The organism is Paenibacillus sp. MT124 (assembly GCF_058792755.1).
In genome coordinates this window covers 5,135,547-5,148,634 of the sequence record NZ_CM179500.1, presented here as the reverse complement: position 1 = coordinate 5,148,634, position 13,088 = coordinate 5,135,547, and the positions used below count along the sequence as shown (strand labels likewise).

The 13,088-nt window shown below is 47.2% G+C and carries 9 protein-coding genes and 1 tRNA gene; 8 read left to right on the top strand and 2 right to left on the bottom strand.

The window, feature by feature from the left end:
- Nucleotides 1-62: 62 nt before the first annotated feature.
- Nucleotides 63-1,298: a CynX/NimT family MFS transporter gene (locus AC3RCI_RS23270; RefSeq protein WP_492526605.1), complete on the bottom strand. Its 1,236-nt coding sequence runs from the start codon at nt 1,296-1,298 to the stop codon at nt 63-65.
- A gap of 426 nt (nt 1,299-1,724) precedes the next feature.
- A tRNA-Arg gene (locus AC3RCI_RS23265) sits at nt 1,725-1,798 on the bottom strand.
- A gap of 326 nt (nt 1,799-2,124) precedes the next feature.
- Here AC3RCI_RS23265 and AC3RCI_RS23260 point away from each other — a divergent pair.
- From AC3RCI_RS23260 to yihA, 8 genes are all read left to right on the top strand, one after another.
- Entirely contained in the window at nt 2,125-2,967 is an 843-nt protein-coding gene (locus AC3RCI_RS23260) for a hypothetical protein (RefSeq protein WP_492526603.1), read from the top strand.
- A gap of 135 nt (nt 2,968-3,102) precedes the next feature.
- Complete coding sequence (gene tig, locus AC3RCI_RS23255) at nt 3,103-4,443, top strand: trigger factor (protein WP_127541053.1); 1,341 nt, start codon at nt 3,103-3,105, stop codon at nt 4,441-4,443.
- Between the two features lie 376 nt (nt 4,444-4,819).
- Nucleotides 4,820-5,410 (top strand): ATP-dependent Clp endopeptidase proteolytic subunit ClpP, encoded by a 591-nt coding sequence (gene clpP / locus AC3RCI_RS23250; RefSeq protein ID WP_091001992.1) that lies wholly within the window; start codon nt 4,820-4,822, stop codon nt 5,408-5,410.
- A gap of 12 nt (nt 5,411-5,422) precedes the next feature.
- Nucleotides 5,423-6,676 (top strand): ATP-dependent protease ATP-binding subunit ClpX, encoded by a 1,254-nt coding sequence (clpX, locus tag AC3RCI_RS23245; RefSeq protein WP_095293292.1) that lies wholly within the window; start codon nt 5,423-5,425, stop codon nt 6,674-6,676.
- A gap of 121 nt (nt 6,677-6,797) precedes the next feature.
- A complete protein-coding gene (gene ispG, locus AC3RCI_RS23240) occupies nt 6,798-7,895 on the top strand; it encodes a flavodoxin-dependent (E)-4-hydroxy-3-methylbut-2-enyl-diphosphate synthase (protein WP_095293293.1) in 1,098 nt (365 codons plus the stop codon).
- A 168-nt stretch (nt 7,896-8,063) separates the two neighbouring features.
- On the top strand, nt 8,064-9,821 hold the full coding sequence (gene lonB, locus AC3RCI_RS23235) for an ATP-dependent protease LonB (protein ID WP_154896293.1): 1,758 nt from the start codon (nt 8,064-8,066) through the stop codon (nt 9,819-9,821).
- Nucleotides 9,822-9,908: 87 nt separating this feature from the next.
- The gene (lon, locus tag AC3RCI_RS23230) at nt 9,909-12,248 is read left to right on the top strand and encodes an endopeptidase La (protein ID WP_336782764.1); all 2,340 of its coding nucleotides are present in this window, start codon (nt 9,909-9,911) and stop codon (nt 12,246-12,248) included.
- Nucleotides 12,249-12,409: 161 nt separating this feature from the next.
- Nucleotides 12,410-13,069 carry a ribosome biogenesis GTP-binding protein YihA/YsxC gene (gene yihA, locus AC3RCI_RS23225; RefSeq protein ID WP_492529987.1) on the top strand — a complete coding sequence of 220 codons (660 nt, stop codon included), beginning with the start codon at nt 12,410-12,412 and terminating at the stop codon, nt 13,067-13,069.
- The last annotated feature ends 19 nt before the right edge of the window (nt 13,070-13,088 follow it).

Here is a 13,088-nt window from a genome sequence, read left to right as displayed (position 1 = left end):
AATGATAAAAAGGGACCTTCCGTCACGGAGGGTCCCTTTTTATCGTTTGAAATTTATCTATCTCATGAATCACCAATCAAACGATTTTTACTGGCCATGATACCTGTAATCAGCAATACGAAGGCGAGTGCAACCTGTAAAAGCAATGGAATGGTCCAGCCATGCGTCCAATCATGAATTAGTCCGAACAACAAGGGGCCTCCCGCTGCCAGCATATACCCGAACGATTGAGCCATTCCCGATAATCCTGCCGCTTGTCTTGCGTCCGCAGTCCGAAGTACAAAGAACATCGTAACCAGACCGAATGAAGCCCCGCCACCAATACCAGCGAGAACCACTCCGATAGTAACCAGTGAGGAGATCCCGCTTAAGAGGAACGCATATCCCAAGATGAGGCAAATACAGGTGATGGCTGTCAGAACGCGTTGATCCTTCATTCGCCCAGCCAGGATGGGGATAACGAACGTCACTGGAACGCTGACCATCTGCATCATGGACAACATCAATCCTGCAGAAGATGGGTTAAAACCCTGCGTAGACAAAATTTCGGGCAGCCAGGTAATGGTCGAGTAAAAAATCAACGACTGTAATCCCATAAAAAGCGTGATATACCAAGCGAGTGAAGATGAGATGAGTCGTACCGGTTTCTCGGTATTCCGGGATGCTACATAGACTTCTCCGCGGCGTCCGTTACGAACATGAGGCAGCCACAAGATAAGAGCCAGGATGGAGAGCACAGCCCACATTCCAAGTGAAGCATGCCAACCCATAGAGGTGAATCCTGCTGCCGGAACGCTAATTCCCGAGGCGATGGCACCCCATATGTTCATGGATACGGAATATAGGCCAGTAACCAGTCCCACTCGTAATGGAAAATCCCGTTTAATCAAACTGGGGAGTAACACGTTACTCAGTGCGATTCCACATCCCAGGATGGCTGTGCCTGCAAAAAGTGCAGGGACAGACGGCAAAAAACGCAGTGCAATACCAAACGTTACAATAATGATTGCGGTCAGCAGTGCGGCCTCCAAACCAAATCTTTTTGCCAGCTGCGGAGCAAAGGGGGAAATTGCCGCAAAAGCAAGCAGTGGTAGTGAAGTGAGCAATCCCGCCATGGTATGACTTATCCCTGTATCGGCACGAATTAAATCAACGATAGGCCCTGCCGCTGTAATGGGCGATCGCATCGTGGCTGCAATCAGGATGATGCCTGTAAGGAGAAGTCCGAGTTTCACGGACGCTGTAGAGTTATCCGCAACTGCATGATCAGGCGAATGTTGATGTAAAGAGGATGGCATAGGTAAATCTCCTGTTATTTATTTTTTTCTAATATGTATACTTTGATACATACGTATACCCCAACAAGCATAACATTCGGTGTCAACATTGGGCAACGAAGTGGAATGAACATATCCCCAGAACGCAAAAAAAGCTTCCCGAAGGAAGCTTTTCCTAATACGTCCCAGAAGGGATACTCTCCTTGCAGTCAAGACTGCGAAGTGGTGCTAACGAAGAAGATGCTTCGACGAACCTTTGGGGTTCTCATCCCCAGAATGCAAAAAAAGCTTCCCATAGGAAGCTTTTCTTAATGCGTCCCAGAAGGGATACTCTCCTTGCAGTCGAGACTGCGAAGTGGTGCTAACGAAGAAGATGCTCCGACAAACCTTTGGGGTTCTCATCCCCAGAACACAAAAAAGCTTCCCGAAGGAAGCTCTTTTTTAATACGTCCCAGAAGGGATTCGAACCCCCGACCGACGGCTTAGAAGGCCGTTGCTCTATCCAGCTGAGCTACTGAGACATGAAATTTTTCAAGCAAAAATGATTTTATCATAAATAATGATGAATATCAAACATTTTATTTAAATAACTTATTCGTATATGATATTTGGCGGCAGGGAACGTTTTTTTCATTATATTTAAGGTTATGTTAGAATATCAGGAGAACTCAGAAAATAGATCGACATTCGTTTAATATACATCTATTTATGGTTGATTCCGACTGGAGATTAAGGATATAGAGGAGGTGCTCCTATCAAGGAATCCACGACCCCGGAAAACGAGCACAGTAACAATATTGTTCTGTTTCCTAAGACGCTGGACTATTACCAGATTCAATTAACTGTCATGCTTGAAAATGAGCGATATGGGGAAGCCATGAATCTGCTCCGCTTCTTGCTGCAATGTCAGGGACAGGAAGAACGTCATTATGATGAATGGCGGGCTCTGCTGGAGTGGCTTGAAGCTGCCTTCCCTCATTATGCGGAAGATTCCTCTATTGCCCCGGATGTACAAGAAGAAGAGGAAATCAGTGAGGAAGATATGGCACGTCAGCACGCCAGGTCCAAGCTGGAGCAGGATCAAGGATATGCGGATAAGCTGCTTCGAACAGTAATGGAAGAACCGCTATCCGAACAAACGATGCTTGCCTTGGAGCAGCTGGCCTATCTTGAACTTCCGGAGATCGATGAGGCACTCAGTAGCTGGTTGACCGATAAATCTCTTCATCCACTGTTGCAGTTCCGGGTGTTGCAAACCTTGCGGCGTCGCGGTACGCAGGGCTTCATCACGTTCACAAGAGGGGAAGAGCAGGTTGAAGTGGAGATTGATACGGTCCCTCTGCGTCCGGAGGATTTTCCGCTTCAGATCGTGCGCATTCTCGAGCGAGTGGCCGATCAGACGGAAGTTCACGAACCGACACTCTTTTATTTTGCACAGGAACTTTGGATCCAGTTTGTCATGGCGGTGTATGGAACACGAGATTACGATTCCATGCTGGAAGATAATGATTCCATGACAGATATATGGGCAGCAGCACTACATATGACCGTTGCAGACAGCCTGGGAGGCTCCCACGACGAAGAAGATACCCGTTCCATGTATGCTGTAACTGGAGCGATGCGCTTCCGTCTGGAGCAGGCATATCGTTCGATGAAGCAGTTTGTTTCTGCAGGTTTGGAGGGCCAATAAGGGCCGGAAACGTTTACCTCAAACTGCATCAAGGGATTCCCCTTGAAAAAGAATGTAATCTTGTTTATACTAAAATGGTTATTTTGTACGTGATCGCCTACGTGAACATGTGAATTTTGGAGGGGAAAGTATACAATGAAAGCAACTTGGGAAAAGATAGAGAAGAACCTTGGGGTTCTTGAAGTTGAAGTTGGTGCAGATCGTGTAACTGCAGCACTCGACAAAGCTTTTAATAAAGTAGTAAAACAAGCGAACGTGCCTGGATTCCGTAAAGGTAAAGTGCCACGTCCAATTTTCGAAGCTCGTTTCGGTGTAGAAAGCTTGTACCAAGAAGCAATCGACATTTTGCTTCCTGAAGCTTACACAGAAGCTATCGACCAAACGGATATTTTCCCGGTAGATCGTCCGGATGTAGATATCGAACAATTCGCCAAAGGACAAGCATTCAAGTTCAAAGCGAAAGTAACAGTGAAACCTGAAGTTACCCTGGGTGACTACAAAGGAATCGAAGTTGCTGTAGCTAAAGGCGAAGTAACAGATGCAGAAGTAACTGAAGAGCTTGAGCGTCTTCAACAACGTCACGCTGAACTCGTTGTAATCGACGAAGGTTCTGCACAAAACGGTGACGTTGCAGTTATCGACTTCGATGGTTCCGTTGATGGCGTACCATTCGAAGGTGGACAAGCTGAGCGTTATTCCTTGGAACTGGGTTCCAACACATTCATCCCAGGATTTGAAGAGCAAGTTGTGGGTCTGTCCACAGGCGACTTCAAAGACGTTGAAGTAACTTTCCCAGAGAGCTACCACGCAGCAGAACTTGCTGGCAAACAAGCGGTATTCAAAGTGAAAGTACACGAAATTAAACGCAAACAACTCCCAGAACTGGATGATGAGTTTGCAAAAGATGTCAGCGAATTTGATACTCTGGAAGAGTACAAAGCTGATCTGAAAACACAACTGGAATCCCGCAAAGCAGATGAGTTCAAAGCAGCTCAAGAAAATGCGGTAGTAGAAAAAGTAGCAGAAAATGCTGAAGTGGACATCCCTTCTGCAATGGTTGACAGCGAAGTGCAAAACATGATGCGTGATTTTGACAACCGCCTGCGTAACCAAGGCATGAACCTGGAAATGTTCCTGAGCTTCTCCGGTCAAACACAAGCTGACCTGAGAGGACAAATGCAAGACGATGCTTCCAAACGTGTTCGCAACAACCTGGTTCTTGAAGCTGTAGGTAAAGCGGAAAACATCGAAGTATCTGATGAAGAAGTGAACCAAGAACTCGAAAAAATGGCTGAATCCTACAAGCGTCCTGCTGAAGAGATTCGTGGCATTCTGGAGAGCAATGGTTCCCTCGACAGCCTTCGCGATGAAGTTAAACTGCGCAAAACGATCGATGTTCTCGTTGAGAACAGCAAAGTTGTAGAGCCAGTTGAAGCTCCTGCTGAAGAAGCTGCTGCAGAATCTGACGAAAAATAAGACAAGCTGTAAGGCAACAAGCAGCTGAATAAAGGATAAGGCACGTGAATCATTGCGTGCCTTATTTTTAAATTATGGCATCCATTTTATAGATGATTCAGTAATAATATGGATGGTTATAATGTTGGGAAGGGTTATACTGTTTCAAGCTCCTATGTACTTTATGCAAATAAAATAAGGTTAAACGGCATAGGATTCCTTCGATTTGCACATACATAGAAAACATGGTTAAATATGATCAGGCTAAAAAGTAAACTAACTTATGCTTGACACTACTTGTGAAAAATGACATTGTCACAGGAACGTGTTAGAATGAATTTGGGTTTGCTTTACAGGTAGCCTATGTCTAATTACATGTAGAAAAGAGGTTGGTCTCATGAGTCTGGTGCCAATGGTTGTGGAACAAACCAATCGAGGCGAACGGTCTTACGATATATATTCGCGTTTGCTGAAGGATCGCATCATTTTTCTAACCAGTGCGATTGATGACGATGTAGCCAATCTTGTCATAGCACAGCTTTTATTTTTGGCAGCCGACGATCCTGAGAAGGATATCAGCTTGTACATTAATTCACCTGGTGGTTCTGTCACCGCAGGGATGGGTATATACGATACGATGCAGTATATCAAGCCGGATGTATCTACCATTTGCGTTGGGATGGCAGCAAGCATGGGTTCGTTGTTGTTAACGGCCGGTGCGCCTGGTAAACGATATGCGCTGACTAACAGCGAAGTGATGATTCACCAACCGCTTGGCGGCGTTCAAGGACAGGCTGCGGATATTAAAATCCACGCCGAATGGATTATCAAAACACGTCAGAAACTGAATCAAATATACGTCGATCGTACAGGTCAGCCCCTTGAGAAAATTGAGCGGGATACGGACCGTGACTTTTTCATGAGTGCGGAAGAAGCCAAAGCGTACGGCATTATTGACCAGGTGCTCAGCAGACCGATCAATTCCTAAAGGGGTGGTTTCATGTTTAAATTTAACGATGAGAAAGGGCAACTGAAATGCTCTTTTTGCGGTAAATCTCAAGAACAGGTGCGCAAGCTGGTCGCTGGACCGGGCGTTTACATTTGTGATGAATGTATCGAACTTTGCACCGAAATCGTTGAGGAAGAGCTCGGTCATGACGAAGAACTGGACCTCAAAGATATACCGAAACCAAAAGAAATCCGCGATATTCTGGATCAATACGTTATTGGGCAGGATCAAGCGAAGAAGTCTTTGTCTGTAGCGGTTTACAATCACTACAAACGGATTAATACACAAAGCAAGATTGAGGACGTTGAACTGCAAAAGAGTAACATTTTGCTACTCGGACCTACAGGTTCCGGTAAAACGTTGCTTGCACAAACGATGGCCAAAATCCTCAATGTTCCTTTTGCTATTGCTGACGCGACTTCATTGACTGAAGCCGGTTATGTCGGTGAAGACGTAGAGAACATTTTGCTCAAGCTGATTCAGGCTGCTGACTATGATGTGGAAAAAGCAGAGCGCGGTATCATTTATATCGATGAAATTGACAAAGTAGCCCGCAAATCCGAGAACCCGTCCATTACACGTGACGTATCGGGTGAAGGGGTACAACAAGCATTGCTGAAAATCCTGGAAGGAACGGTTGCTTCTGTACCACCACAAGGTGGCCGTAAGCATCCACATCAGGAATTTATCCAAATTGATACAACAAATATCCTGTTTATTTGTGGTGGTGCCTTTGATGGTCTGGAGCAAATGATCAAACGCCGGATCGGTAAAAAAGTCATTGGCTTCAATACCGTTGCGGAACAAAAAGACCTCAAACCGGGTGAGTACTTGGGTATGGTCCTGCCGGAAGACTTGCTGAAATTCGGTCTGATTCCGGAATTTGTAGGCCGTCTCCCAGTCATCTCCACGTTGGAGCCACTGGATGAAGATACACTGGTACGGATTCTTTCCGAACCAAAAAACGCCCTGACCAAGCAGTATCAAAAATTGCTTGAGCTGGACAATGTGAATCTGGTGTTTGAACCAGGTGCATTGCTCGCGATTGCAAAAGAAGCAATCAAACGTAACACAGGTGCGCGGGGATTGCGCGCCATCATTGAGGGTATCATGCTTGAAATCATGTATGAAGTACCTTCACGTGAAGATGTTACGAACTGTGTGATTACCGAAGAAGTCGTTGAGAAAAGAGTTGTGCCTGAACTTGGCCAATCGAAGGACGATAAGCAGGAAGAAAGTGCCTAACTGAAGGTAGCATTCCTGCTCAGCTCTGAAATATAGACTTGTCAGTTCTCCACTTTGGCAGAAGGCGAATTCATGTCTCTGTCAGGGTGGAGCTTTGACGTTGTGGGGAGAGAAATCACTCATGTATTTAAGACAAGATACACGTCCCGTAAAAGTAGGGAATATAACGATTGGTGGCAGTAATGAAGTCATTATCCAAAGTATGTGTACTACAAAAACGGCAGACGTTGAGGCTACCGTTGCGGAAATTCTGCGATTGGAAGAAGCAGGATGCCAAATCGTACGTGTAACCGTAAATAATGAGGAAGCTGCTGCAGCCATTAAAGAAATCAAGAAACGCATCCACATTCCGCTTGTAGCAGATATTCACTTTAACTATAAACTGGCCCTTCTTGCGATAGAGAACGGCATCGATAAAGTCCGGATTAACCCAGGCAACATCGGTAAACGTGCTAAAGTGGAAGAAGTCGTGAAAGCATGTAAGGAACGTGGTATTCCCATTCGGATCGGGGTTAACGCGGGTTCACTGGAAAACCATTTGCTTGAGAAGTACGGATATCCAACAGCTGATGCTATGGTAGAAAGTGCATTGTATCACATTGGTATTCTGGAAGAACTTGATTTCCATGATATTATCGTTTCACTGAAAGCATCGGACGTACCGATGGCGATTGAAGCGTATTCCAAGGCAGCTCAGATCATTAAATATCCGTTGCACTTGGGAATCACTGAAGCGGGTACGCTGTTCTCGGGTACAATTAAGAGCTCGGCAGGTATGGGTGCACTGCTCTCCATGGGTATTGGTTCAACCATGCGGATCTCGCTCAGCGCAGACCCGGTAGAAGAAATCAAGGTTGCACGCGATCTGCTCAAAACCTTTGGGCTCATTTCGAATGCCGCCACGTTGATTTCTTGCCCGACCTGCGGTCGTCTGGACATTGATCTCTTCTCTATTGCCAACGAGGTGGAAGAGTATATCTCCAAACTCAAAGTGCCGATTAAAGTGTCTGTACTGGGATGTGCGGTGAATGGTCCAGGTGAGGCGAAGGAAGCGGATATCGGGATTGCGGGTGCCCGCGGAGAAGGTCTCTTGTTCCGTCACGGTAAGATGATCCGTAAAGTGCCTGAGGAAATCATGGTAGAGGAATTGAAAAAGGAAATCGATAAAATCGTCGAAACCTATGAAACAACAGGAGTAATTCCTGGACGTTCGCACTGATCGTTTCATATATGCTTAACCAAGAGCCCGTCAGCAATGGCGGGCTCTTGGTGTCTTAACATCCATAAATTCTGCCAGGACCGTTTACCTGTTGGTGAAACGGCTATACTACCATGTATTAGTATGATTCCGTAGGGAACAGTCAGAAGAACAGGAGGATGTTGAGATATGGGTGATTTAGGCATGGTCTTCATGTTGATACAGTTATTTTTTGGTGTGGTGATTGGTTTGTATTTCTGGAATCTGCTTCGGGGCCAGAAAACCAATCGCAGTGCCGTCGAGCGTGAGTCTCGCAAAGAGCTGGAGAAACTGCGTAAGCTGCGCTCCATTTCACTTACGAAACCACTCGCAGAGAAGACGCGTCCAGCTAGTATCAATGATATCGTGGGGCAAAAAGATGGCTTGCGTGCTCTCAAGGCAGCCTTGTGCAGTGCGAATCCGCAGCATGTAATCATTTATGGGCCTCCCGGAGTTGGGAAGACAGCAGCGGCCAGGGTGGTCTTGGAGGAAGCCAAAAAAAATCCATCATCACCGTTTAAGCCAGATGCCAAGTTTACAGAGCTGGATGCGACAACCGCTCGTTTTGACGAACGCGGGATTGCCGATCCCTTAATCGGTTCAGTACATGATCCGATATATCAGGGAGCAGGTGCTATGGGGGTTGCGGGCATTCCTCAACCGAAACCGGGAGCGGTGACCAAAGCCCATGGGGGCATGTTGTTTATCGATGAGATCGGTGAATTGCATTCCATTCAAATGAATAAATTACTCAAAGTGCTGGAAGACCGCAAGGTCTTTTTGGAAAGTGCGTACTATAACTCGGAAGACACGCATACTCCTGCTTATATCCACGATATTTTTCAAAATGGCCTGCCGGCCGATTTCCGTCTTGTCGGAGCGACGACACGTTCGCCTCATGAACTGCCTCCAGCGCTTCGTTCGCGATGCATGGAAGTATACTTCAGACCATTATTGCCGGAAGAGATCGGGAAAATTGCTGAGGACGCGGTGCAAAAAATCGGCTTCAGTCCTTGCCCGGATGCCGTTGAAGTGGTCAAGCGATATGCCACGAACGGACGCGAGGCAGTGAATATTATTCAGCTCGCTGCCGGACTGGCACTCACTGAAAAAAGGGAGACCCTTCAGGCCTCGGATGTCGAGTGGGTGGCTGGCAGCAGCCAAATCCAGCCGCGTCCGGATCGCAAGGTGCCTCAGCAGCCACAGGTTGGTTTTGTTAATGGCTTAGCCGTATATGGTCCCAATATGGGCACCATACTTGAGATCGAAGTGTCTGCCGTGCCTGTGCTCAAAGATCAGGGCCGAATCAATATTACGGGCGTGGTGGATGAGGAAGAGATTGGAGGCGGTTCGCGTACACTCCGGAGAAAAAGCATGGCCAAAGGTTCGGTTGAGAATGTGATAACCGTGTTAAAAGCCATGGGACTTCGTCCGAATGACTATGACTTGCATATCAACTTCCCGGGAGGAACACCAATTGACGGTCCATCAGCCGGAATTGCGATGGCCACGGCAATTGTCTCTGCTATTCAGGGACGTCCTGTTGACCATGAGACAGCGATGACTGGGGAGATCAGCATTCATGGCCGGGTGAAGCCGATTGGCGGCGTGCTCGCCAAAGTAGAGGCTGCTTTTCAGGCGGGAGCCAAGACCGTTATTATTCCCGCCGAAAACTGGCAGTCCATTTTTGAGAATCTGGATGGATTACGCGTCATTCCGGTAGATACGGTCCAAGATGTTTTTCGTGAGGTATTTGCCTGGGCGCCTGATTCTCAGCAGGCGGAGCAATCGAAGCACGCAGATGAGCCAGCAGCACCCGCTGCAGAGATTTTTCCTCCAGCATCTGCTTCATTTTTACGTGCTGACCTGACCCGTCCGGGACAGGTTACTGATTCGGGAAGCTGCTAAGCGCTTCCCTTCAATTGGTTTTTTATGTGAACATTTGATAGAATAATGAATGACTACAACCTGAGAGCCATTGGAGGTGCGAAAGCGATGGGACCGAGCAAAACGAAAGGTCGTCGTTTTCCTTTACTGCCTTTAAGAGGACTTCTCGTCTACCCGAGTATGGTACTGCATCTCGATGTGGGCCGGGAGAAATCGGTCAAGGCTTTAGAAAAAGCGATGGTAGAAGAACATTTGATTCTCCTATGTTCCCAAGCCGAGGTAAACATTGAAGAACCAACACAAGAAGATATTTTCAGAATCGGAACCGTAGCCAAGGTCAGACAAATGCTGAAGCTTCCAAACGGAACGATTCGTGTTCTGGTGGAGGGCTTGGAACGGGCTGAAATCATTGAATATACGGACAACGAGGAATATTACGAAGTGCTGGCACAGGAACTGCCTGAAGAAGAGAACAGCCATCCAGAGACGGATGCCCTGATGCGTACGGTTCTGAACCAGTTCGAAAATTATATTAATCTGTCCAAAAAGGTAACACCCGAGACACTTGCCGCTGTGTCCGATATTGAAGAGCCGGGCCGACTGGCTGATGTGATCACGAGTCACCTCTCCCTGAAAATCAAGGATAAACAGGAGATTCTGGAGACCATTGATGTTCGCGAACGTCTGGAGAAGCTTCTCGACATTCTCAATAATGAGCGGGAAGTGCTGGAGCTTGAACGCAAAATCAGCCAGCGCGTGAAGAAGCAGATGGAGAAAACCCAGAAGGAATATTATTTGCGCGAGCAAATGAAGGCAATTCAAAAAGAACTGGGTGAAAAAGAAGGCCGTGCGGGTGAGGTTGAGGAACTCCGTAACCAGATGGAGACGCTGGGCCTGCCGGACAATGTCAAGGAGAAGGTCGAGAAAGAGATTGACCGACTGGAGAAGATGCCTGCCAGCTCCGCTGAGGGCGGGGTCATTCGCAACTATGTGGATTGGCTGCTGGCTCTACCTTGGAGCGAGATGACAGAGGATGATCTGGATATTAAAAAAGCTGAAGATGTGCTGAATGCCGATCATTACGGTCTGGAAAAACCAAAAGAGCGTGTGCTTGAATATTTGGCAGTTCAGAAGCTTGTCAAAAAGCTTAAAGGGCCAATTCTCTGTCTGGTTGGTCCGCCGGGGGTAGGGAAAACGTCGCTTGCCCGTTCGATCGCAAGATCGCTGGGCCGGGAGTTTGTAAGAATCTCTCTCGGTGGCGTGCGGGATGAAGCGGAGATTCGTGGACACCGTCGTACGTATGTAGGTGCCATGCCTGGGCGTATCATTCAGGGAATGAAAACAGCCGGCTCACTTAATCCCGTTTTCCTGCTGGACGAGATCGACAAAATGGCATCAGACTTCCGCGGGGATCCATCTGCAGCGCTCCTTGAGGTACTTGATCCTGAACAGAATAGTACGTTTAGCGATCACTTTGTGGAACTGCCTTTTGACTTATCCAACGTCATGTTCGTTACGACCGCCAATACGGTGCACAACATTCCCCGTCCGCTGCTTGATCGGATGGAGATGCTCAATATTCCTGGGTATACGGAGATCGAGAAACTGCAGATTGCCAAAAACTATCTGCTGCCGAAGCAGAAGCGTGATCATGGTCTGGAAGAGGAACAGCTGGAGATTGGCGATGACAGCCTGCTCCGTGTCATTCGTGAATATACCCGCGAGTCTGGCGTACGGAATCTGGAACAGCAGATGGCTTCACTATGCCGGAAAGCGGCTAAAAATATCGTATCTGGTGCGGAAGGTCAGATCAATATCACACCGGATGAAATCAAGGACTACCTTGGACCTGGCAAGTTCCGTTACGGCATGGCCGAACTGGAAGACCAGATTGGTACCGTAACCGGGCTTGCATGGACCGAAGTAGGTGGAGATACGCTTGTTATTGAAGTCACGGTTGTGCCTGGAACAGGAAAGCTGACATTGACTGGTAAACTGGGTGATGTCATGAAGGAATCTGCTCAGGCAGCATTCAGTTATACCCGGTCCAAAGCGGCCCAGTTAGGCATTCCGGCTGACTTCCATGAGAAGAATGATATCCACATCCATGTACCTGAGGGAGCCATTCCTAAGGATGGACCTTCTGCAGGAATTACGATGGCTACAGCTTTGATTTCTGCATTGACGAACAAACATGTGTCGAAAGACATTGCGATGACGGGTGAGATTACGCTGCGTGGTCGCGTGCTGCCTATCGGCGGTTTGAAGGAAAAATCACTGGCAGCACATCGCGCCGGTTACAAAAAAATATTATTGCCCAAGGATAACGAACGGGACCTGCGAGACATTCCGGACAGCATCAAGGAAGATGTGGAATTTGTCCCCGTAGCCCATATGGATCAGGTGCTGCAGCATGCACTCGTGGAGCAGACAGGAATTCACCTGTAGATCAAGTTAACCAAGGGAGCGTATGAAGAATGAACCGTTCTGCGGAAGCTTCGGCGTCCGCTGGAACGGTTTTTTTGGTATGATAGAACAATGATCCAAGGCATAATACGTTTATTAGCTTCTAATGCAAGAACAAGAGATCCAGAGAGGACAGATATATGATGAAAGTAAACCAATCCGAATTTATTATCAGTGCCGTTAGGCCTGAACAATATCCCGATGATGGCCTGCCGGAGATTGCTTTGGCGGGACGTTCAAACGTGGGCAAATCATCTCTGATTAATCGTTTGATTAACCGCAAAAATTTGGCACGAACAAGTTCGACACCGGGTAAAACGCAGCAGCTGAACTATTATAAAATTAACCAGGATCTATACTTTGTCGATTTTCCGGGTTATGGTTACGCCAAAGTTTCCAAGGAGCAGCGCTTTGCCTGGGGTAAAATGATGGAGAAGTACCTGCTCAGCCGCAAGGAATTGAAGCTTGTCATGCAAATGGTGGACATGAGACATGAACCGTCCAAGGATGACAAGATGATGAATGAATGGCTTCGCCATCACGGATTGCCTTTGGTAGTCGTAGCAACCAAAATGGACAAGATTCCAAAGACACGCAGAGCCAAACATATTAAAGTCATCAAGCAGGCGCTCGATCTACGTCCAGGAGACTTGTTTGTACCGTTTTCGTCAGAAGAAGGATTGGGTAAAGAAGAGTTGTGGGACATCATCACCCGCCATGCCCGCATAGATAAATATGCACCGGAAGTAATGGATGCAGAAGGTAATCCAGAAGAGGAAGAAAACACCGAAATTAACGGATGATATAGAGATTGTGCCATGT